Here is a 21,840-nt window from a genome sequence, read left to right on the forward strand (position 1 = left end):
TTACGCGAAGATAAGCTCTACCTCATGGGCGAAGCCGTCATCTATGGCCGGTACCAATCCGTCCTCCAGTACCCGGCCGTCCAGCGTCAGGCGGGCTGCCCCGTCCTGCATGCGGTGGAAGCCCTCCGGCTTGCGGACCTGAATCCTGTAGGAGGAACTGCCCAGCTTCAAGGTATAGGTAAGCTCCGTCTGCTCTTCCCGCAGCACCGGACTCAGTGCTATGCCCTGCTCCGTATATTCAATACCCAGCGCTTCCATCAGCGAGAGGGTGAGCCAGGTCGAGGTGCCGCTAAGCATCGGACCGATGTTCTCACCAGTCTCGCTGTTGTTGTATTGGGTGCAGAACCGCGGATTCCCGCAGACGGCAAACGGATCAGCCATCGTCTTGAACGGCATAATACGGTCCAGCAGCCAGTAGCCCAAGCGGCAGAGCTCTGCCGCCAGATCCGGGCTGGATACTTCCTTGGCCCCCTTGAACATAGCCGCAGCAGCCATCATGCAGGCATGCTTGAATACGCCGCCGTTCTCGCGGTCACCCGGAAAGTATTCATCCGATGCCGTGTGCGTGGATACCCGGCCCAGCGCTACCGGCGAGACCAGCTTCATGCCGTAAGGCGTCATCAGATGCGCCTTCATGGTATCCAGCATCACTGCAATCTGATCCTCATCCGCACAACCCGCCAGAATGCTCCAGCTGAACGAATTCAGGAAGTACGAGCCGTCCTTCGCCGGATCGGAAGACATCCCGTCCCCGGCAGCGCCGAGATACGTATATTCTTCGTTAGGATAGCGGTTGAACAGCACACGGGCGAAGAAATCTCCCTTCCAGGCATGCTCCTGGATGCGTTCGCGCAGCTTGGCTCCGAAGCCGGTCAGCTCATCTGCATACGCCTGCTCGCCTTTGCGGGCGGCCAGGGCGGACAATTCATCAACCGCCACCTTCAGCAGGAAGGCGTTCATGACGCTCTCGGAATAATCACTCTCCAGCGAATCCCCGAAGACACCGCCGGCCTCCAGCTGCTTCCGGTAGAGTGCTTCCTTGGCCGGGCCGTTCAGGTAGGTGTCATCGAGCTTCAGACAGTCGTTCCAGTCTGCGAAGTCGAGCAGCGGCAGGCCGTGGCGTCCGATCGAGATCTGTCCGGAATAGACAATAATCGCCTTCAGGGTCTCGAATACAGGCCGTTCGGTCTCCGTGCCTGCTACCGGACAAGACTCATCCAGGAACTCCGCATCCCCGGTCAGCATGACATAACGGTAGACAGCCTGGATCAGCCATAGCGCATCATCGGACCATTTGCCCGGCTCTTTGCCGGCCCAGAAGAAATTGTGGTACGCATACCCCAGCTCAAATACCATGCTGGTCCATTCTTTCAGCAGGCTCTTGACGAGGCCGCTGCGGCCCATCCCGACGAAATAATACATCGAGGCATACATATCCTGAATTTCACGGAAGCCGATCTCCCGGTAGCCTTTCTGGGTCTGACAGAAGGAGCGGGAGACAAAACTCTGGTAGAGCACCTGAAAAGGCAGGTTACGGTTCACAAACTGGTCGAAATCCGCGTCCCCGGAGGATACCTGCAGGAACCTGGAGTAATTCCGCACGAACTTCAGGGATTGTGCCAAGGCTTCTTCGGCCGAGCTGCGGCTTGAGAAGCGGGCGATCAGCGCACCCACCTCTTCCTCCAGCACTGTATCGCTCCAGGAAGCACCGCTCTTGTCGGAGACAAGGCCCGTCAGCTGGTCAACTGCTGCCGAGGCTCCGGCAGCAACCTGAATCTCCCCCGCTACCGCGAAGAAGCCCGGCCCCTTGCGGTGCAGAATGCTGCTCAGCTTCAATGCGCCGGATGGCCGGTGGAGCGAGCCGGTGCCGACGAACTCATTGTAGCTGACGCAATATTCGCGCGGCAGCACTGGTCCGTCTTCCCCGTGGATAATCATCGTGTGGAAGCGCAGATCATGGCGCCCGCCTTCCGGGTAATAGTCAGGGCTGATTGCAGCTACGGCTCCATCAGCGTCCTGCAATACGCCGCCTTGCATAATAACATTGCTGTACAGCACATCCTCGAACAGAGCGCCCGGTGCTGCCGAGCCGAACATGCCCGTGTACACCAGACGAAGCTGGCGGCTGCTCTCTCCATGGTTCGTAATCGTAACCCGCTGCATCTCGGTCGCCAGCGGCAGACCTTCAGCATGCGGCAGAATGAAAATAGTACGTGTAATCTCAAGTCCGCCGGACAGGCGGTACGTGATGATGGTTACATTCTGTGAATGGCGGCAGACCGCCGATTCAATGCCTTCTCCGCCCGGATCAGCGGAATAGAAGATCTGCTTCCCGTCCTCGAACAGATAGAATTGACGGTTGGCCGGGAAGCCATTCTCCTCCTGGCGCATATCCCAGCGGGTCGCCAGCACCTGGGTAGCCGCATGGGAACGGAAGCTGCCGCCGCCAAGACGGTCTACCACGCTCTTCGGTGTAGTCTGAAGCGGATGAGGGAACTCCAGACGGTTGCCCAGCAGCAGATTGACCGCGAAGTGCGGACCCGGAACAGGGGAGCGCAGGTCAATGACATGCTCGCCTTCAGCGTTAAGGGCACCCGCCCAGCCCGGCGCAGCCTGAAGCTGCACCAGCGCCGCGCTTGCAGCCGCCTCCGGTATAGCTATTGTCTGTTCCTGTCTTCCCGCATGGCGGATATGCAGGGATAGTGCCGTACCTGTATCATTCACGGTGAACAGCGCGGAAGTGCCAGCCTCCTTCGGCAGCAGCGCTGCCACTTCCGGGAGCTTCAGCAGCTCCTGAATGGCAGGCAGCCGGAGCGGAAGGCCCGCTACGCCAGCAGCCCCGATGCACTGGGAATCCGTGAAGACGGCGCTTAGCCGGCCGCCCTCGTCTATCCGGTCTGCGAATGCCTGTCTTAGAATATCCTCAGGCGAAGCAGCCGCTGCTCTTGCGGTATTGAATTTCAGCATCATGAATGGTTCTCCTCTTTTCCTGTTTTCTGTTGGACGATACTCATTCCCTGTTATGTATACGCATTGGGCTGAAGAATTGGGGGAAGTTCTGAAGCAAGCATGGAGAACGGTTGCCCGTCCTCCATGTAATAATTATAGAAGTGTCTGAGTCCAGTCTAAATACCAAATCGTAAGCCTGAATAACAAAATCCAAAGCATGTTCAAGGTGCTGCTGTTCCGTTATTCGTTAGCACAATATCATCCACGTCCACCGTCAGATGCCCGGTGCCGCCATCCTTGATATCCCCCAGCTCGAAAGAAATGCGGCCGATGGAGGTGCTGCCTCCGACAACATCGAATTCTACGGTATATTCCTGATATTCACTGCCCAGATCAACAATTTCGCTCGTATATCCGTGCCATTTGTAATTGTCCGCAACATCCAGCCAGCCGATGCTGATATTCATTTTGCGTTCAGCCGATGCCTTGGCCTTGAAGGTAAGTGTGTAATGATTGCCTTCGTTGTAAGCGGCTCCCTCATAAAAGACCTGCCGGTCCCAGGTGTTCGTTCCCGTGGAACCCACCTTGATCTGCAGTGCGCCATCCACATTGTCAATGGCTAACTCCCCGTTGTCGGAGGAGTAGGTACTCCAGCCCTTAAGCGGCTCTGAGAAATCGCCGTTTGGAATCAGATTCTCCCCGTAAGCCTCACCGTCCAGCACCGGGCTTACCTGAAGCAAGGAGATATTGCTCAGATTGACCGTGTGCGCTCCGAGCTCTTCGGTGATCTTGCCGAGACTGAACTGAAGCACCGCAGCGTGATCGGTTGCCGGGGCAGTGAACAGATATTCATAGTGTCCGCCGTCTTGGCTGAGTCTAAGCTCCTGTTCCAGATAAGGAGTCCAGTTGCCATCCTCAGTCCCGTCACGCTGAACCAGCGCTTTAATATCCCGGGCCAACGAAGCATCCGCATCGAAGCGCAGCAGATATTTCTTGCCCTGCTCTACCGGGATGCCCGCTTGCTTCACCTGTGCATGCCAAGCCTCCGTTCCAGTTCCACCGAGGCTAACCTGCAGTTCTCCATACACAGCCTTCATTACAGTGCTCTTCCCGGGATCATCCGGTTCCCAGTCCTTCTTGAACAGCGTCCAGTTGTCAGTGGAAGCGTCCTTGAAGCTGCCGTTCACCACCAGCTCGCGGGACAGATCCAGCCAGGCCAGATTGTAGCCGCTGCCGCCAAGACGGATGTAATAGCTTCCCGCAGGCAGTGCTAGCGGTGCTCCAACGATCGCCCGGTAAGACTGAAGGCCTCCGGTATCGCCAACTGCCGCGCTGTAGACAGATTCCGTCACCACATTCTGCTTGCCGGCATCCAGTACTGACAGCGTAAGCTCGGAATCCGCGAGCACACTGGATACGCGGGTAACCGGAACAATACTGCCTGCCTGAGGCAGTACCACCTTGTATTCCACATAGTCGCCCTTATCCATATCCGTGATATCCTTGCCGCCTTCACCGCTTGGAATCAGGCCGGTTCCCGAGGCTCTCCAGAACTGGTCCCCCCGCAGATGCAGGTAGTTCATGAGCACTGGCGGATCGGTCATCCGTACCAGACGCACATTGTCAATCTCGGTCTGTCCCGCAGCCGCGCCCAAAAGGAACGATAACGCAGCTTCCGTGCCGGACCCGCCGGACAGCTCAATTTCTGCTGTATAGCTCTTCCACTCCGGTGTCAGAGTGAAGGTGGTTCCGTCAGGATAGACCGTCTGACCACCGCTGCCCGCCAGCTTAATGCCAAGCGGCTGCGCCTCGGCCGATCTCGCATCGAAGGCAAGCTGGTAGACGGCTGCTGCGGACACTGGAATTCCTGCCTGGGTCAGCGTCACATCCTCCGGCGATCCTCCGGCCTTCTGCACGTCCGCCCGGAACTCCCGCTTCATCATCGGCAGAGCAAGTGTATTGGTTACACTGGCCTTCGCCGCTGCCTCCGAGCCCTGCTTAACGGCAAAGCTCCAATATCCAAGCCGTGCTTCTCCCAGATCGAAGCCTCCGTTATAGATCAGGTTGCCGTCAGCAAGCGGAGTGCGTACTACCGGCGGCGCTTCGGTCTCTACCACTCTTACATTCGCGAAGTAGGCGGAGATGTTGTTCAGACCCAGGTTGAACTCAAAGCGGGCATTATTGTCTGAAGCCTTCGTCATCGTAAAGCTGTACTCATACGGCTGCCAGTCCGGTGTAAGCTGGAAATTGCGCTCCCCGGAATACGCCGTCCATCCGCCGCCGAATTCGGTCAGCTTGCTCATCAGCGGCCGGGCTGCGTCCGCTTTGGCATCGAAGGTTACCTTGTAGGCTTTGCCCCTCTCCAGCAGCAGCGGCTTCTGCGCAAGCTGAATGGAGTAGTTCTGGGTTCCGGCCTCATGGACAGCAACCTTCACCGCCTTGCCCTTATCCTGATCCGCAATGACGGAGACGGTTCCGCTTCCGCCCTCATTCTCAATCAATTCCCAATATTCCGGCTGACCCTGGGCTGCTACAGTACCCTTGAAGTCCCCGTTGTAGATCTGATTCCCGTCTGCCAGGGCAGGACGCTGCGGGGTCGACAGTCCTGGATCTACCGGCCGCTTTCCTGTTACATCCGGCCATTGATCCAGGTTCTTGTATTTGTAGACCCGTACGTAGTCTACATACATTTTATCCGACTTGAAGTCGGCCTTCGGATTGCCCGGCCAGTCGCCGCCCACAGCCAGATTCAGAATCATATAGAACGGCCGGTCAAACGGAGCAGGGTACGTATAGTAATCCGGCTGGCCTTTGGCCATCGTTCCCCAGTCACTCGTCTCAAAATACATTTTATCGTCCACATAATACCGGATCAGGCCCGGAAGCCATTCCAGCGTGAAGTCGTGATAATCATCTGCAAAGGTCTGGCCTTCCGGCAGTACATAGGTTTTGGTCTGGGACGCATGCGGAATGTCGTAGTGAATCGAGCCATGGACCGTTCTTGGATAGAGATCCGCCTCTGCCTTGCCGGCAACCGGTCCTGTCAATTCCATAATGTCCATCTCGCCGCTTCCCGGCCAAGGTCCATACTGCGTCTCATCATCGGTTGGCATCATCCAGATGGCTGGCCACATGCCCTGCTGAACCGGCAGCTTGGCCCGCACGGTGAATTTGCCGTAGGTCCAGTCGCCCTTCATCTTGGAGGTCAGCTTGGCTGAAGTATAATTCTTCCCGCCGTAAGCCTGGTTCCGGGCCTCCAGCTCCAGTACGCTCTGCCCGCTCTCTGTCGTCAGCGAAGCATTATCCGGGTGGTAATATTCCAGCTCGTTATTGTACACCGTGCCGGTATCCTGTACATTCCATTTGCCCTCATCAATGGTCTGGCCGTCGAATTCGTCATTCCAGACCAGCTCCCATGGATTGTTCTGGGTTGGAGGAGTCGGGGCCGGCGTGGGGATTGGTGTGGCAGCAGGCGTTGCTGTCGGCACCGGCGCCACAGGTGAAGGTGTTGAGATTGGCGCTGGTGTGTCACCGCCTGCATTTCCGCCGCCCACTTGGGCCGGGGCAGAGGTAGCCTTAGCACTTGCCTGCGCTGTAGCTCCCGTGCCGGACAAGTCCCTAAGCGTCTCGCCGGTCTTGAGTGCCTGACCGTTCAGCAGCACACGGTCCGCCTGGTTCTCAAGCCGGCCGATCTGCCCCCGGCTCACGATCTCTGATCCGGCAGCGCCTGCGCCGATGACCACAGCCTCTGCGCGGGAGCCCGCTCCGATCTCCACCTTCGCCGGCTTAAGCAAATCGATCCGGGCTGCGGTGCTGCCCTCCTCCAGTACCATTCGTACCAGAGTGGTAAGCTTGTTCAGCTTGATCTGTCCCAGAATGGATTGGCGGAATACCACGGAATGGTCGCCTCCTCCTGAGATATGTGCCGTTCCCTGCACCTTGATGTCTGAGAAGGCAACTTCCCCTTCTCCTGCCCCGGCTGTGACGTAGAGATTGCCGCTGACGGTTCCGCCATCAAGCTGCACATTCGCCCGGTTGACAATGACATTGCCGGACACCGTTCCAAGCTTCTGGCTTCCCTCGCCGGAGCTGATCCACCCGACCATCCGGCTCAGCAGCTCGGCCAGCTCGGCCCGGGTCATCTGTGCCTGCGGATTCAGCTTGCCGCCCGCATCGCCGCGCAGGTAACCGGCGTCCAGCATCGCACTCACGGCTTCCCGGGCATAGCCGCTGACCGCTGCCGCATCAGACTGCGCAGCCAGCGCACCCGGGGAGCCGGCCTCCAGCATGAACGCCCGGCTCAGCATGGTTACAGCTTCCTGGCGGGTGACAGCCGCTCCCGGCTGGAACCGGCCGTCCGCGTAGCCTTGAATAACACCTGCGGCATTCACCCGGCTTACATCCTTGCCATACCAGGAAGAAGCGCTTACATCACTGAATACAGTGCTGCCTGAATCCGCGTAACGGAACACCCGGTTGATCATGGCGGCCATCTCTGCCCGTGAGACCGCTTGTCCCGGTCTGAATTGTCCTGCCTCGTCCCCCTGCAGAATTCCTGCGGCTGACAGCCTGTTCACTGCGGCCGCAGCCCAGTGCTGCTTCATATCGGTGAACCCTGCCGCCCGGGCTGCATCTACCTGTCCTGTACTTGCAGACAGCCCTGCTGCGTCCTCCCCGCTATCTGCCTGCGCTATTCCTGTAGTTCCCGGAAGCTGAATTCCTGACAGCAGCAATCCGGCAATCAGAAGCTTGGATATTCCTTTGCGGTACATCTGAACATTCCCCCTCGTGTAGAACCTTGTTGAATTCTGGACTCGTGCCAGTCGATTTCAGTATAGGGTCCGTATCCCGGAGACAACATACCAATTCCTTAGCCCGTATAACAAAGATACAACTTTGTCCGGAGCTCCCTGTAAACGCCGCTCGCGCGAGTCCAATGTAATCGGTTTTTCGATTACATCCGGCCCACACATCCATTCGCCTACTCAATATGTTCTTTTTTTCACATACATTCAACTTCCCCTCCTTATCCACACCAGCGGGAAGCCTCAATTCAAAAAAAGCCCAAATACCGGGCGGCTTCAAGAGCCGCCCGGTATTTGGGCACGGCGAATCTATGTAACTGTTGGCCGGTTATGAATCAGGCAATGCTCAAGAGGAGGCGTGGATTTGCGGGAAATCCTGTGCAACCTCTTCACCCGAGAACAGATCGTCAAGCGAGCTGAGCGTGCCATCCTCTTCAACCTGATACACCGACATTTTCTCGCCGTTGACCGTTAGTTCGATGAAACAGCCCCAGCAATAGAACTGGTGGGAGCCGATCTTGCCGATATCCTTGGAGTTGCAGTTTGGACACTTCATATAATACATTCCACCTATCCGTTAACAATATTAATGGCGTTTTGGAGCCGTTCTTCACTCATCGCGGGAACCAGTACAGAATCCTCTCCGATAGTCATCTCTCCAGAACAAGGCAGCCATTTGCGGCCTTCGATCAAATCAGTTACAAGCCCGTCACTGATTTCCAGCGCTACTATTGTGTTTCCCAACTTTTGGTCAAAATAAACATCCGATATCCGCCCAAGCACCGTTCCCGATGCTGTAAGCACCTGCCTGTCCTTCAATTTGTTCTTTCCCAAGAGGAAAGTGTAGGATATATGGTCAGCGTCGACCTTAATAATCGACTCTTTATTGCGGATCATGACAGCATCTTCGCCATAAGCGGCAATATTATCCCATGCCACAACTTTCACATGACTAGAGAAAAAAGATTTGCTCTCCAGTTCAATACCCGTAATATTCCAGTTTGAATCCAGTCCGATATCGATTATTTCACCGACTTCAGTACCCTCTTCAACTTCATACACAGTGAGGCCAATCATATCTTGAAGCTTCATGGTATTCCAAGTCCCCTCACCTTAGTATTGCTTACGGGTTCCCATGGGCCGGAGTACCTCTTACACGGCTGCCAGAATGCACGGACGCCTAGTCTCTAGTACGCAGCCGGCTCAAAACGGTTCCAACTTTTTGGGCAACAACCTGCATTTCTTCATTAGTATTACCCAAACCTGTACTAAAGCGAATCGCAGAGTTCAAAAGTTCTTCCGGAAGCTTCATCGCCCGGAGAACATGCGAGATTTCCAGAGAACCCGAGGTGCACGCTGAGCCGCTGGCCGCCGCAATCCGTTCCATGTCCAGGTTCATCAGTAGCACATCTGTCCCGGCTCCGGGAAAACTGATATTCAGGATTCCAGGCACTCTGTGTTGTTCATTTCCGTTGACGACATAGCTCTCTGCTCCGACCTGCTTGTCCAGCTCCTCCAGCAGCGTGCTGCGGAGCTCCAAAGCCTGCTCATGATGACCCGGCAGCCCTTGCACAACCAGCTCAACGGCCTTGGCGAACCCGGCGGTATGAGCCAGACTCTCCGTGCCCGCCCGCCGGCCGCGCTCCTGAAGTCCGCCATGCTGCATTGGCGTAAGCGGCGCCCCCCGCCGGACGTACAAGCCTCCAATTCCCTGCGGACCTCCGATCTTGTGGGCCGAGAAGCTCATATAGTCGACCGGCAGGTCGCGGAGCACCAGGGGCAATGTTCCCAGAGCTTGTACAGCATCTACATGCACCAGCACACCCCGTTCGGCCGCTAATCTGCCAATCTCTTCTATAGGCTGTACAGTTCCCACTTCATTATTCACATACATTATGCTAATCAGTACTGTATCCTCGCGCAGAGCCGATTCCACATCCTCCAGAGAGACACGTCCGGTAGAATCCACAGGAAGATAGGTGACCTCGAAGCCCTGGCCTTCCAGCTCCGCGCAGGTATGCAGCACTGCATGATGCTCGGCCGCTGTAGTAATGATATGTCTACCCTTGGAAGCAGAAGCATAGGCTGCGCCGAACAGCGCGAGATTATCGCTCTCCGTGCCGCCGCTGGTGAAGACCCACTCCTCAGGGGAACAGCCCAAAAAGCCCGCGATTCTGTCGCGCGCCCCATTTATAATTCTCTTGGCAGACCGTCCGAACTGGTGCACACTGGACGCATTGCCGTATTCGTTCAACAGCATATCATACATAACCGCTGCCACCTCCGGATGAACCGGTGTTGAGGCGGCGTGGTCCAAATAGATGGGTTTCATAACGAAATTCTCCGCTTCTTGAAATTCAGGATTTTCTTACAGGACTACTAGATTATACTGCTGAACTGCCTGTTTTACCACCTGTTAATAAACACAATATTGTAACATTTGTCCATGGCCAGTACCCCGGATCAGCCCTCTATTCCCGGCAACCGCGCCGCGAGCTGCTCCTCGGAGATCACTTCAATACCATGCAGCCGCAGGAGAGCTGTGGTCACGCCTTCTCCAGGGATTTTCATGCCGGCAAATTCTCCGTTATAGATCCTGGAGCTGCCGCAGGAAGGGCTATTCTCCTTAAGGACAACAAGCGTGGCAGCTAAGCTCCGTACCTGCTCCAGCGCAGCATAAGCACCCTCTACATACATTGCTGTTACATCATTCCCTGTTCTGTCAACCACCCGGGCCTGCCCCTCCAGCACATCTCTGCCGCTGCCGCCTATAATCTCTGCCGGTTCTCTCGGGGTAGAGAGGCCGCCCAGCAGCTCGGGACATACAGCAACCGCCTGCCGGCTGTCCAGCAACTGCCGGATGCCCTGCTCCAGACAATCCGTTCCATTATATCTGACCTTCATTCCTGCCAGGCAGGAGCTTACGATAATCATTGCCCGCCGTCCCCCTTCGCAATCCTCAGTCTCATCTTATATAATGCTAAGACAAGCTGTCCGGTCTGTAAACCATTAACGATCCAGGGAGGCATAGAGAACATGTGCGGAAGATATACGATCACGGTAACGCTGGAGGAGCTGATCGCCAAGTACTTCATCCGGGAGCATCCGCTCATCCAATATGCACCGAGGTATAACGCGGCTCCGATGCAGTATATTGCTGCGGTTATTCATGACGGCATACAGAATAAGCTCGGAGAACTACGCTGGGGACTGCTCCCTTCCTGGTCCAAGGAGGACAAGAACGCTGCCAAGCTAATCAATGCCCGCAGTGAGACTCTGCTGGAGAAGGCTTCGTTCAAAGGGCTGGTGGCATCACGCCGCTGTGTTATTCCCGCAGACGGCTTCTATGACTGGAAGGTCCAGGAAGGCGGCAAGCAGCCGCTGCGGATCACGATGCGGGACGGGAAGCTGTTCTCCATGGCTGCTCTATATGATATCTGGACCGGTCCGGACGGCGGCAGAATCTCCACCTGCACGATCATCACCACCGCCCCGAACACTCTCATGAAAGACATCCATGACCGGATGCCGGTCATTCTGGATGCGGACGGGGAAGCGCAGTGGCTGGAGCGCAGCAACCGGAATATTTCCGCCCTGATGAAGCTGCTGCGGCCTTACGATGCGGAGCAAATGCTGGCCTATCCCGTCTCCGCAGCCGTAGGCGATGTCCGGAGTGACTACCCGGAGCTGATCCGCAGAGCTGGGCCGGAGCCGGTGCAGGGCACCCTATTTTAACCACTCTCAAGACGAATATCTGCTGTTTGAAACCTCCGGTCCCAGGGTATTAACTAAAGCTCATATCTCATAATATCCATCTACAATACAAATCCCAGGAGGAATTTCATATGGCTCTCAGCAGACAAGCAGTGTCCCACCCCTCATCCGCCTCCTCCATCGAGCTGGAATGTCTCTATCATTCAACGCAGGGACGATGGGCGTATGCGTATGACAAGGATACCTTCCATTTAAGAATCCGCAGCAAAAAAAACAACGTAGACCGGGTCTTTGCCCTGATTGGCGACAAATACGACTGGGAGCAGCATCATCAGGAACTGAACATGCGCAAGGTGGCTACTGACAGCTTCTTCGATTACTGGGAAGCAGAGATCTTCCCCGAGTTCAAACGTTTCTCCTACGGCTTCCGGCTGGAAACCGGTCAGGAGACGGTATGGATGCTAGAATCCGGCTTCTTTACAGACGGGCTGCCTGCGCCTGCTGGAGGCTACTACGAAATGCCTTATCTCCACGAGGCCGACCTGCTGCAGGTTCCCGAATGGGCGAAATCTGCGGTCTTCTATCAGATCATGCCGGACCGGTTCGCTAACGGTGATCCGGCGAATGACCCCGAAGGGACGCTCGAATGGGGGGCACACCCCACCTACGACAGCTATTTTGGCGGTGATTTGCAGGGGATGATTGATCATCTGGATTATATTGTGGAGCTTGGCGTAACGGCGCTGTATCTGACCCCGATCTTCCAGGCTCCCAGCAACCATAAATATGACACCGTTGACTATGGAACGGTCGATGCAAACTTCGGGGATCTCAATAAGCTCAAGCAACTGGTGGACCTGGCCCATTCCAAAGGGCTTAAGGTGGTCTTCGATGCCGTCTTCAATCATACAAGCTCCGAGTTCGCACCGTTCAAGGATGTGCTGGAGCATGGAGCGGACTCCAAATATGCAGGCTGGTTCCATATCCATGATTATCCTGTTCAGGTGGTAGACGGCAAGGCCAACTATGATACCTTCGGCTTCTTCAGCGGAATGCCCAAGCTCAACACTGCCAACCCGGAAGCCAGAGATTATCTGCTCGATATCACCAAGTTCTGGCTCAAGGAGGTACATATCGACGGCTGGCGGCTGGATGTCGCTAATGAGGTAGACCATGTGTTCTGGCGGGATTTCCGCAAGGCGGTCAAAGAGATTAACCCGGAAGCGTTCATCATTGGCGAGGTGTGGAGCGACTCCCTCAGCTGGCTGCAGGGCGATCAGTTCGATTCGGTGATGAACTATCCCTTCTCTGACCGGCTGCTGAAGTTCTTCGGCGCGGACAACGACATGGATGTGGACACCTTCGCCGCGCAGATCTACGGGCTGCTCATGCGCTATCCCCGGCAGGCGAATGAAGTGCTGTTCAATCTCCTGGCAAGCCATGATACCCCGAGAGTGCTCACCCGGCTGGGCGGAGACAAGCAGCGGCTGAAGCTGGCCATCACCTTCCTCTTCACGTTCACCGGTACGCCGTGTATTTTCTATGGAGATGAGATCGGAATTACAGGCGGGGATGACCCGGATTGCCGCAAATGCATGATCTGGGAAGAGGACCGGCAGGACCGGGAGCTGCTGCGCTTTTATCAGAGCCTCATTGCCCTGCGCAAAAAGCACGAGGTGCTGCGCACCGGCCAGTTCCGCTTCCTGCTGAGTGATCCGGGCAGCCCGGGTATGGTGTATGAACGCTGGAATGAGCACACCCGCTTCGCGGTCTGGATGAACAACTCTGCCGAACGGCTGACGCTGACGCAATCACTGGGCGGCGGAGCTTGGCAGGATGCCTTGAGCGGCGAGCCTGTAGAGCAGGATGGGGAGAAAATCCGCATGACGCTGGAGCCGCTGGGATACCGCATTCTGTATAGCGGACAAGCTGGCGGCGAAGCCTGAGAACTATTATAGGATAGACAAAGACAAGCCCCGGGAAGGGGCTTGTTTGCTTATAGCCGTTTGCTACACTGAACCTGGCTACCAGAGGTGATATACTTTTGTAAATCGTTCTTCACACACGTTCCTCACACCCTATACAATGACAGACAGGAGAGCCGCCGCATGAACATTAGAACCGCAACCGAAGCCGATTATGATTACCTCGCAAGCCGTGACCATCATGTCCTGAACTCACTTCTTCTCCCGAAAATAAACCAGCAGGAGATTTACATTCTGAGCGAGGGCGGGCTGGACATTGGCTGGCTGCGTTACGGCTATTTCTGGGATCAGATCCCTTTTATGAATCTGCTGTGGATTGATGAGCCTTACCGGGGTGCCGGCTTCGGCAGACAGGCGGTGCTGCACTGGGAGCAGGCGATGCAGGCCATGGGCCACAAGCAGGTCATGACCTCCTCGATGGCCAATGAAGAGGCCCAGCATTTCTACCGGAAACTGGGCTACCGGGACTCAGGCTGCCTGCTGCCGGACAATGAGCCGCTGGAGATTTTCTTCACCAAAGCGCTGTAGCTGATACTAACTGCTCAAATGCTGGTTTTTCAGACCGGCTCCAAGCTCCGCTGTGTACCTGGTCAGCCGCAGGCTGATCTCGGTGCGCATCACATCCCGCGTAAGTCCGAAGCGTTCCTGATAGCCCCGGCAAAAGATCTTGTAGTATACCAGGAACTCCTCTTGCTCATCTGCCAGCACCCGGATATTATGCTGCTTCAGCTCTTTCTGCAGCTGGTAGGTATCCTCCATTATACGCTGCTGAATCGCCTGGCCGGCGATCATGAAAGCCCTTTTGAGAATGCTGCTCGACAGCTCAAGCTCCTTCAGGCTTTTACTGACCATCGTATCCAGGTAAGGCAGCAGGATAAGGTCACGCACCATCGTCCGCTCCTCTACCGTAATCATTTTCCTGCCCTCTGTCCCCTGCTTCTGTTCATACTGCTGGACATGCTCTGTCATTAACATTTTGGATTTCCACCGTTCGTTTCCGTCTAGCTTGCTCATTTATAATGCCCCCCAATCTGCTGCGCCCGTTCCAGAGCAACCCCAGACTCCAGCAAAGAAGACGCGCGGATCAGCGCCCCGCTTCCGTACCGGTTCTTGATCTGATCGATCGCCCGTTCTCTGTTACTGCTCCGCATCCGGTCGTCGAACAAGGTCAGCTGCATCACACTGTCATCCGTCAGCTGGGATATAGAGATAGTCAACCGGCTTATCGGCAGGCCGCTCCAATGATCCACGAACAGACGGTAGGCTGCTGCTGCCACCTCATGGGTTAACGACGAAGGCTCCGGCAGTGTCGTCTGCCGGCTGTAGGCATTCGAGGTGTTGCCATCTGTCTCTACTACCGCAACGGACACCACCGTTCCCATGTACCGGTACTTCCGCGCCCGCCGGCAGACCTCGATCACCAGCTCCAGCAGCACCACCTCTATCTCCGGCAGCCGGGTATACAGATTCCAGCGCAGCGCTTTTCCGTGGCCGACAGACTTCATCTCCTGGCGTATCCCGGTCACCACCGGGCTGGGATCGATGCCGCGTGCGGTCTGCCAATAATATTCCGCTTGAATATCGCTCTGCTTGCCCAGAGTGCTGCGCATTCTCCGCTTCAGCTCGCCCAGCTCCATCCGGGCAATATCTCCAATGGTCGTAATGCCCATACGGTAGAAATTCTTGGTCATCCGGCCCGCCACCATGAACATTTCATGCACCGGGCGCGGCCATAGCTCTGTCTCCAGATTATCGTAATCCAGCCGGAAGGTTCCGCCCGCCTTCTTCTTGGCGAGGTTATTGGCCATTTTGGCGAGGATTTTGGACGGGCCGATGCCCACCCGGGTCCACACTCCGGTAGATAACAGAACATGCTGCTGGATCGAGTTAATCATCTCCGGAAGATCTCCTCCGAACACGCGCAGAGAGCCGGTCACATCCAGGAACTGCTCATCGATGCTGAACGCCTCTACAAGATCGGTATACCCTTGGTAGATCTCGGAGATCAGCAGCGAGACCTGAATATATGTCCCCATCCGCGGCCGGATAACCACGAGCTCCCGGCATTTCGTCAGGGCTTCCCCCACGCGTGATGCGGTAGTTACGCCATAGGATTTCGCAAGGGGGCAAGCGGCCAGGACAATCCCGTTCATCCGCGACGGATCACCCACAGCGACAGGCTGATCCGCATATTCGGGATGGGCGGCCTTCTCCACGCTGGCATAGAAAGACTGGCAGTCAGAGAGCAGAATGATCCGGTCCTTAGGCATACCTCCGCCCCCGTGCCGGATGCCATGACAGGATGCCCGCGGTCAGGAATACGCGGGGCTGGCCGGTGCTCAGACAGGTGGCACGAATCCGGCCGTCCCGAATCCCGCGCACCTCAATGGTCCGCTGCGTAATCTTCCCCGCTTGGTCCAGATATATCATCTCTATAGTTTGGCCGATGCTCATCTTCATGATTAATCGCCTCCGGGCTCAAGTAAGAACATTTGTTTGTATTATAACCAGGATTAAGATTTTTAAGCAATGGTAAAATAGAACAGATGTTCTTGTTTCGAAACAGTATATGCAACTGAGGGGATAATTAGAACCGGGAAGAGAAATTAAAGGGCAAGAATTTCTAGAACAAACAGGGAATTCACCATGTTTCTTAGCTGGAACTTAAACCCATAAGGCGGTAAAATTCATATTAACGCTAGCGGAGATTACAACTGTATCAACCGATTAATCCTTCAAAGGAGAGGGTCCATGCTACCAAAAACAACTATCTCTAAATGGGCTCTTATTTTTATGTTCTTGTTAGTAGTTACTGCCTGCAGTAAGGATGACACTGTTTTTAAGGGAACTGTACACACAGTAGATGTAGACAATAAAAGGATTCTAGTCATTGCTCAATTAAAAGAAGAAGATTTGAGTAAGAATTACAAGGAGGTTCTAGAAACTAATATGTACTCTCAAGCCATTTGGGTAAATGAAGTTTCACCTTCTAAATATAAAAAAGGTGAAGAGATTGAAGTGTTCTATCAAACAAGTGATGATTCATTTCCGGCACAAGTTACCGCTAACAAAATTGTAAAATCAAAAATTGAGCAGTGAAGCCTACAAGCAAGGGTCCCGAACTGCTCTATTCGGGCCTGCGGTCATGCTGAATGAAAGAGACATTCATCGTTAGAGGACTCAGTGTAACGGACGGAGGAGCTCATATTTGGATGGAGTAAAGAATGCATCCAGATTGTAGCGAACCATCAGAGATAAGTGTATTCTGTACAACTAAAAACAGTAAAACGGAAGACTTTCCTGTTCTAACTGTATTCTGTACAACTAAATCTGCCACGATGGGCGAAAATCCAGGTATAGAGACATTTTAATTGCACGAAATACAGCTAAACAGAGATTCGGTAGCACATCCGGCGATTTAGTTGTACAGATTACAATTAAGCCGGTCCCTTGCACCCTAATCGGGGCGCGGCAAACCCTCAGCAAGCGATTAGTTAAAGTAATTTTAACTTGTGAATATGACCATTATCGGACCTTAACGAAGCACTGGAACGATAGTAACTGCATTTTGTACAATGGAATGCTGTAAAAAAGGCCACTGGTCAAGGAGAACAGAGGATGAATGGATTGATATAGTATAAAAAAACCTCCTGCCAATTAAGGCAGCTGACAGGTTTTTTGCCCTTTTACCCAGTCGAAACGCCTGAAAAGGTCACGGGCCGGTAATGCTGGCAGTATTGAGCAGAATATTGGTGCTGTTATTAGCTGCCCCCAAAGAATAAGCATGATAACCGCCTGGAACATTTAAATCCAAATACGAGATCGTAACCGGCTGTATTGCGAGTATAGCAAATCCGCTTGCTCCTACATTAAAAATTGGCTGGTTATCCCGGTATAAAGTACTTCCTATATTATCCCTGCAAGGGAGACTAAACTAAGGATAAAGAGAGGTCAAACATCATGTTCCAAGGCAAAACGAGGACCGCCATCTGGATCGGTTTAGGTCTCTACACGATCCTTACTTTATTTTTCTTGTTTGCCGGCTTCAACCGCTCAACAGCTCTGCCGGAGACAGGCCTCAGGTATCAACTGACCTTTGACGGAATTCCGCTGCATTTTCCAGGTGGTGGTTATTTGAATCTATGGGTCTTCGATCTGGGTAACTATCTGGCCTTCGTACCGTTCGGCCTCGTCATCCCGCTGCTGATCCGTTGCCGTTTCCTGCCGTTCTTCTTAGTCTTCTTAGCAGCCATTACGGGAGTTGAGCTGATTCAGATGGTAACGCATTTGGGTTCGTTCGATATCAACGATATCGTCATTAATACGCTCGGCGCGACTGTCGGCTACGGTGCCCAGCGGCTGATCCGCCGCGACCGGACAACCCCAAGAGGTGTGCTCAAGCTCCTGTCATCAGTCGCTATCTTGACGTTAATCGTCTACTCCGCCGTGAGCGGTATCAACTATTATCTGGATCATGGCCGCGGGGAGATCCGAGCGCTGGACCAGCTCCCTATTGAGCAGGGAGAAATACGGTGGGAAGAAACGCTTAGCAGCTTCACTGTAGCGCAGGAGCAGATTGAACCGGCGGTTAATCTTTATAGCCCTGATCATCCGGGACTCCACGAGTTCTCCCTGCGCCTGGATGGACAGTATAAGGAGTTAGCCGGGAATTTTGGCGTCCCTAACGATGCTATACCTGCTAAGGGCAGCGGCACCAGCAGCGTCATGATCAGCGCCGACGGAGAAGAGCTTTACTCCCTGGATGTGAATATCGCACCAGGCGAGAATCAGCCGCTGTCTTTTCAGGTTTCAGTTGAAGGCAAACAGGAGCTGACCCTTACAGTCAAAACCGATGCTGCCGACCCTCGAACCCATGCGGTATTGTGGGACCTTACGCTCGTTGAGGCCAATATCGGCCAAAAGCTGGCAGCACGGCTTCACCGGCTGCTGGGCGGGGGATAAAATAAATAGACCCGCTAGCCAAATAGTTCCTGCGTCCCTGAAAGCAAGCTCAATCAGTTACTGATAGACATTGCGGGGAGAACATAATGCCATAGTAAATATTCCCCAATTCTGATAAAGTAGATTTTGATATATGTATCAGAATTAGGGGGAAAGAAATTGAAAAAGCAACTTTTTTTTTGCATCATCGTAACGACAGTAATTCTTTCAGGATGCAGTAACTCAAAAAATAATAGTTCAGAGGACACAGGAGCATCTCCGACCGCTACAGAGTCCGCAACATCGTCCATCCCTTCCGCTTCACCAACCAACTCACCCGAGCCGCAAAAAGAGCTTTCTGATTTGGAAAACCTGGCACTTGAATATGTGAATACTTTCTTAAATGGATCAGATATTGAAGCGAAAAAGAAATTTGTTTCTGATAAAATCCACCCAGATGTTAAAGCGATTTTCCAAATGGCACAATCAACTGAAACCCCAGAAGATAACAAGCTTAAGAATGCAACGGTCATTGAGTCGGAAGATTATACCGATTCCACAGGCGGAAAAGATAAGCTTATTTTAATTCAAGGTGAGAAACCATCAAACCCTAAAAGTGAACTAGTCATTCTCATTAAAGATGATAAAATTGGCTGGGGCTACTCCTCATCCGACAAGGAAAAAGCAGCATTTAATGAGATCAGAAAGCTCTTCAAAGAGCCCGTGCCTGATACTTCTGACTCAGGCAATGTTTCTTCTGCCACAGGTGAACAATCTCCTAAAAGTATGCTGACCGACATCAGAAACTTTGTCGTTTCTGACATTTGGAATGTTGGCTTTGTTGATATAAGCTCATATATTAGTAGTGGAACAAGTAGTACAGGTGAAAATATGGATATAGATTTTACAATCGAACAATTAGGGAAAGCAATGAATAAAAAGGCAGAATACGATGCCTACATAAGAGGCCTGGATACAAAATATGATTCGATAAAGAAAATATGGATAAAACTCTCAGGGGAAATTGATCGGATGTACAAACAAATTCAGGATACCCCACCGAAAGCAAACGATACAAATTCTAAACTTGATACAGGAATTTTCAAACAATACTTGAGCGCGTTTACTGATGAAGTGGATGACCTGACTAAATAATGCTTAGGTAAACTATATATAATAATTCAGCCCTGCCGACTAGTATGGTCAGCAGGGCTGTTCAGAATTCCAAACAAAAAAGTCCTCCCCAAATTTCTTGAGAAGGACGAGCTGAAGCCTTTATGCAAATGAGCTGGTTTATTCTAACAACCAATATGTGGGCTCTATATGCGGGTACTTTGCGGGTAACACTTTCAACAATCCCTTTGAAATCAACAGGTTTCAGTCCCCTGTCAAATATAAAACATATAATTATCCGCCTGGCTCTCTTCCTTGAAGTTAATCAGGTCGGAGAGGGTGGTGGAGTCCAGGACGTCCGCGATGCTGTCGCGGATGCGCAGCCAGAGGTCGCGCTTGGCCGGGTCGTCTTCTTCGGTGAAGTCTACCGGGGAGATTGGGCCTTCCAGGACGCGGATGATGTCTCCGGCGGTAATGGTGCTGGTCTCGCGGGCCAGTATATAACCGCCGTAGGCTCCGCGGATGCTCTTCACCAGGCCTGCATTGCGCAGCGGGGCGATGAGCTGCTCCAGGTAATGCTCAGACAGTCCGTTTTTCTCGGCGATGCTCTTAAGTGATGTAGGCCCTTCGCCGAATTTCAGGGCAAGCTCCATCATAATGGTTAATCCGTAACGTCCTTTGGTTGATATTTTCAAAGGGGCACCTCTTTCATATAGTTACTGGTTCTGTGGTGGCTATTCAGCGTGACTGGACATGCGATATGTCATATCAACGTATTCCGATGTCTGCTCTCAGCTTATGTTATCATATCTATAGACACATTTGGAACAGCAAACGGTAATAATTCGCGATTTTGTTCGCCACTGGTGGACAAATTGTCAATTCCGGACGGTTTTTCGCTATATTTTATAGCCTATGTGTCCTCGTTTGGGGTAGACAGGTATGTTATAATACACAATGAGCCGGGTGTTCAGTGAGAACGCCGGTATTTTGTGTACAGAAAATGGTGATCACGATGACAAAAGCTAATCAGGATATCCGGGTCGTCGTCGGGATGTCAGGCGGTGTGGATTCCTCTGTTACAGCGCTGCTGCTGAAGCAGCAGGGATATGACGTCATCGGCATCTTCATGAAGAATTGGGATGATACCGACGAGTTCGGCGTATGTACGGCCGAGACCGACGCCGAGGATGTGCGCCGCGTCTGCGAGCAGATCGATATTCCTTACTATACCGTTAATTTCGAGAAGGAATACTTTGATAAAGTCTTCTCCTATTTCCTTGAAGAATATAAGGCTGGCCGGACCCCGAATCCGGATGTGATGTGCAACCGCGAGATCAAGTTCGGCGAATTCCTGAACAAGGCGCTGCAGCTTGGCGCAGATTATGTCGCTACGGGGCATTACGCCCGGGTCGTGGAAGAAGACGGACTATTCAAGCTGCTGCGCGGCGTGGACAACAACAAGGACCAGACGTACTTCCTCAATGCGCTGAACCAGTACCAGCTCTCGAAGGCCATGTTCCCGATCGGACATCTGCCGAAGCCGGAGGTACGCAGGATTGCCGAGGAAGCCGGACTCTATACCGCGAAGAAAAAAGACAGCACCGGCGTCTGCTTCATCGGCGAACGCAATTTCCGCGAATTCCTCAGCCAATACCTGCCTGCACAGTCAGGCAATATGGTCGATATCGCTACGGGCGAAGTGAAGGGCCGGCATGACGGCCTCATGTACTACACGCTGGGCCAGCGCCAGGGGCTGGGTATCGGCGGCTCGGGGACAGGCGAGCCCTGGTTCGTGGCCGAGAAGGATCTGGCAAGCAACACCCTGTATGTGGTGCAAGGCGAGAAGCATATCAGCCTGTATTCGACCAGTCTTATAGCCTCAGGGGTGAACTGGATCGATCCGGATACCCTTGGCGATGAGCCGCTGAAATGTACGGCCAAGTTCCGCTACCGCCAGCCGGATCAGGGAGTTACGCTAACGAAGCAGGCCGATGGAACCGTCCATGTGGCCTTTGATGTTCAGCAAAAAGCCATTACGCCCGGACAAGCCGTGGTCTTCTATCTGGGCGAGACCTGCCTTGGCGGCGGAACGATTGAGACGGCCGACAAGGTTGTGCCGCTGGCACAGGCCTGACTGCGTTCTCAGCCAGAGCTCCCCTAAAGACAACATCCTAACGGGTGAACAGTGCTGGTGCTGAATCCAATGTATTCGGTTTTTCGCATAGATGCTTCTTAGTACATCCAAAAAAGAACCTTCAAAACCACAGATCGTGGAGTTGAAGGTTCTTTTTCATTGATTGGTCAGGATATAGAGTCACGCCTGGGCTGAC

The 21,840-nt window shown here is 53.6% G+C and carries 17 protein-coding genes; 7 read left to right on the top strand and 10 right to left on the bottom strand.

Going from position 1 to position 21,840, the window contains the following annotated elements; translation table 11 throughout:
• From MKZ07_RS15550 to MKZ07_RS15575, 6 genes are all read right to left on the bottom strand, one after another.
• Positions 1-2,970 (bottom strand): GH36-type glycosyl hydrolase domain-containing protein, encoded by a 2,970-nt coding sequence (locus MKZ07_RS15550; RefSeq protein ID WP_218639636.1) that lies wholly within the window; start codon positions 2,968-2,970, stop codon positions 1-3.
• Between the two features lie 200 nt (positions 2,971-3,170).
• Positions 3,171-7,721, bottom strand: a complete 4,551-nt coding sequence (locus tag MKZ07_RS15555) for a carbohydrate binding domain-containing protein (RefSeq protein WP_341026449.1) — start codon at positions 7,719-7,721, stop codon at positions 3,171-3,173.
• Between the two features lie 379 nt (positions 7,722-8,100).
• A complete protein-coding gene (locus tag MKZ07_RS15560) occupies positions 8,101-8,310 on the bottom strand; it encodes a hypothetical protein (protein ID WP_036690502.1) in 210 nt (69 codons plus the stop codon).
• 14 nt (positions 8,311-8,324) lie between these two features.
• Positions 8,325-8,846 carry a PRC-barrel domain-containing protein gene (locus tag MKZ07_RS15565; protein WP_341026451.1) on the bottom strand — a complete coding sequence of 174 codons (522 nt, stop codon included), beginning with the start codon at positions 8,844-8,846 and terminating at the stop codon, positions 8,325-8,327.
• Positions 8,847-8,934: 88 nt separating this feature from the next.
• Positions 8,935-10,086, bottom strand: a complete 1,152-nt coding sequence (locus MKZ07_RS15570; RefSeq protein ID WP_036690505.1) for a cysteine desulfurase family protein — start codon at positions 10,084-10,086, stop codon at positions 8,935-8,937.
• 131 nt (positions 10,087-10,217) lie between these two features.
• A complete protein-coding gene (locus MKZ07_RS15575; protein WP_036690506.1) occupies positions 10,218-10,688 on the bottom strand; it encodes a DUF523 domain-containing protein in 471 nt (156 codons plus the stop codon).
• A 102-nt stretch (positions 10,689-10,790) separates the two neighbouring features.
• Between MKZ07_RS15575 and MKZ07_RS15580 the strand changes: the two genes are divergently transcribed.
• The 3 genes from MKZ07_RS15580 to MKZ07_RS15590 all read left to right on the top strand — a co-directional run bounded on the left by MKZ07_RS15580 (position 10,791) and on the right by MKZ07_RS15590 (position 13,981).
• Positions 10,791-11,489, top strand: a complete 699-nt coding sequence (locus MKZ07_RS15580) for an SOS response-associated peptidase (protein WP_036690508.1) — start codon at positions 10,791-10,793, stop codon at positions 11,487-11,489.
• Positions 11,490-11,599: 110 nt separating this feature from the next.
• Positions 11,600-13,414 (top strand): alpha-glycosidase, encoded by a 1,815-nt coding sequence (locus MKZ07_RS15585; RefSeq protein WP_084648773.1) that lies wholly within the window; start codon positions 11,600-11,602, stop codon positions 13,412-13,414.
• A 162-nt stretch (positions 13,415-13,576) separates the two neighbouring features.
• Positions 13,577-13,981: a GNAT family N-acetyltransferase gene (locus tag MKZ07_RS15590; RefSeq protein ID WP_341026454.1), complete on the top strand. Its 405-nt coding sequence runs from the start codon at positions 13,577-13,579 to the stop codon at positions 13,979-13,981.
• A gap of 6 nt (positions 13,982-13,987) precedes the next feature.
• Here the strand turns inward: MKZ07_RS15590 and MKZ07_RS15595 are convergent, their stop codons facing one another.
• Genes MKZ07_RS15595 through MKZ07_RS15605 form a run of 3 tightly spaced genes read right to left on the bottom strand, consistent with a single transcriptional unit; the run spans position 13,988 to position 15,913 of the window.
• Positions 13,988-14,467 (bottom strand): hypothetical protein, encoded by a 480-nt coding sequence (locus tag MKZ07_RS15595; RefSeq protein WP_036690511.1) that lies wholly within the window; start codon positions 14,465-14,467, stop codon positions 13,988-13,990.
• A complete protein-coding gene (locus MKZ07_RS15600) occupies positions 14,464-15,723 on the bottom strand; it encodes a DNA polymerase IV (RefSeq protein WP_036690513.1) in 1,260 nt (419 codons plus the stop codon). The genes MKZ07_RS15595 and MKZ07_RS15600 overlap by 4 nt, the downstream gene beginning before the upstream one ends.
• Positions 15,716-15,913, bottom strand: a complete 198-nt coding sequence (locus MKZ07_RS15605) for a hypothetical protein (protein ID WP_372238046.1) — start codon at positions 15,911-15,913, stop codon at positions 15,716-15,718. The genes MKZ07_RS15600 and MKZ07_RS15605 overlap by 8 nt, the downstream gene beginning before the upstream one ends.
• A gap of 291 nt (positions 15,914-16,204) precedes the next feature.
• Between MKZ07_RS15605 and MKZ07_RS15610 the strand changes: the two genes are divergently transcribed.
• The 3 genes from MKZ07_RS15610 to MKZ07_RS15620 all read left to right on the top strand — a co-directional run bounded on the left by MKZ07_RS15610 (position 16,205) and on the right by MKZ07_RS15620 (position 19,549).
• Positions 16,205-16,552, top strand: a complete 348-nt coding sequence (locus MKZ07_RS15610; protein WP_036690516.1) for a DUF3221 domain-containing protein — start codon at positions 16,205-16,207, stop codon at positions 16,550-16,552.
• Positions 16,553-17,413: 861 nt separating this feature from the next.
• Entirely contained in the window at positions 17,414-18,415 is a 1,002-nt protein-coding gene (locus tag MKZ07_RS15615) for a VanZ family protein (protein ID WP_051493132.1), read from the top strand.
• Positions 18,416-18,574: 159 nt separating this feature from the next.
• A complete protein-coding gene (locus MKZ07_RS15620; protein ID WP_143804191.1) occupies positions 18,575-19,549 on the top strand; it encodes a hypothetical protein in 975 nt (324 codons plus the stop codon).
• 233 nt (positions 19,550-19,782) lie between these two features.
• Here MKZ07_RS15620 and cymR read toward each other — a convergent pair whose 3' ends face one another.
• Positions 19,783-20,202: a cysteine metabolism transcriptional regulator CymR gene (gene cymR / locus MKZ07_RS15625; protein WP_036690517.1), complete on the bottom strand. Its 420-nt coding sequence runs from the start codon at positions 20,200-20,202 to the stop codon at positions 19,783-19,785.
• Between the two features lie 320 nt (positions 20,203-20,522).
• On the opposite strand from cymR, the gene mnmA reads away from it, so the two are divergent.
• Positions 20,523-21,644 carry a tRNA 2-thiouridine(34) synthase MnmA gene (gene mnmA, locus MKZ07_RS15630; protein ID WP_036690519.1) on the top strand — a complete coding sequence of 374 codons (1,122 nt, stop codon included), beginning with the start codon at positions 20,523-20,525 and terminating at the stop codon, positions 21,642-21,644.
• The last annotated feature ends 196 nt before the right edge of the window (positions 21,645-21,840 follow it).

It is taken from the genome of Paenibacillus sp. FSL P4-0338 (assembly GCF_038002365.1).
Lineage (GTDB): Bacteria > Bacillota > Bacilli > Paenibacillales > Paenibacillaceae > Paenibacillus_AQ.

Coding starts and splice junctions, on each gene's coding strand:
- MKZ07_RS15600 (WP_036690513.1), bottom strand. CDS start 15,723: ATGCCTAAGGACCGGATCATTCTGCTCTCTGACTGCCAGTCTTTCTAT.
- MKZ07_RS15605 (WP_372238046.1), bottom strand. CDS start 15,913: ATGAAGATGAGCATCGGCCAAACTATAGAGATGATATATCTGGACCAA.
- MKZ07_RS15550 (WP_218639636.1), bottom strand. CDS start 2,970: ATGATGCTGAAATTCAATACCGCAAGAGCAGCGGCTGCTTCGCCTGAG.
- MKZ07_RS15585 (WP_084648773.1), top strand. CDS start 11,600: ATGGCTCTCAGCAGACAAGCAGTGTCCCACCCCTCATCCGCCTCCTCC.
- MKZ07_RS15595 (WP_036690511.1), bottom strand. CDS start 14,467: ATGAGCAAGCTAGACGGAAACGAACGGTGGAAATCCAAAATGTTAATG.
- MKZ07_RS15570 (WP_036690505.1), bottom strand. CDS start 10,086: ATGAAACCCATCTATTTGGACCACGCCGCCTCAACACCGGTTCATCCG.
- MKZ07_RS15615 (WP_051493132.1), top strand. CDS start 17,414: ATGTTCCAAGGCAAAACGAGGACCGCCATCTGGATCGGTTTAGGTCTC.
- MKZ07_RS15560 (WP_036690502.1), bottom strand. CDS start 8,310: ATGAAGTGTCCAAACTGCAACTCCAAGGATATCGGCAAGATCGGCTCC.
- MKZ07_RS15555 (WP_341026449.1), bottom strand. CDS start 7,721: ATGTACCGCAAAGGAATATCCAAGCTTCTGATTGCCGGATTGCTGCTG.
- MKZ07_RS15590 (WP_341026454.1), top strand. CDS start 13,577: ATGAACATTAGAACCGCAACCGAAGCCGATTATGATTACCTCGCAAGC.
- mnmA (WP_036690519.1), top strand. CDS start 20,523: ATGACAAAAGCTAATCAGGATATCCGGGTCGTCGTCGGGATGTCAGGC.
- MKZ07_RS15575 (WP_036690506.1), bottom strand. CDS start 10,688: ATGATTATCGTAAGCTCCTGCCTGGCAGGAATGAAGGTCAGATATAAT.
- MKZ07_RS15610 (WP_036690516.1), top strand. CDS start 16,205: ATGCTACCAAAAACAACTATCTCTAAATGGGCTCTTATTTTTATGTTC.
- MKZ07_RS15580 (WP_036690508.1), top strand. CDS start 10,791: ATGTGCGGAAGATATACGATCACGGTAACGCTGGAGGAGCTGATCGCC.
- MKZ07_RS15565 (WP_341026451.1), bottom strand. CDS start 8,846: ATGAAGCTTCAAGATATGATTGGCCTCACTGTGTATGAAGTTGAAGAG.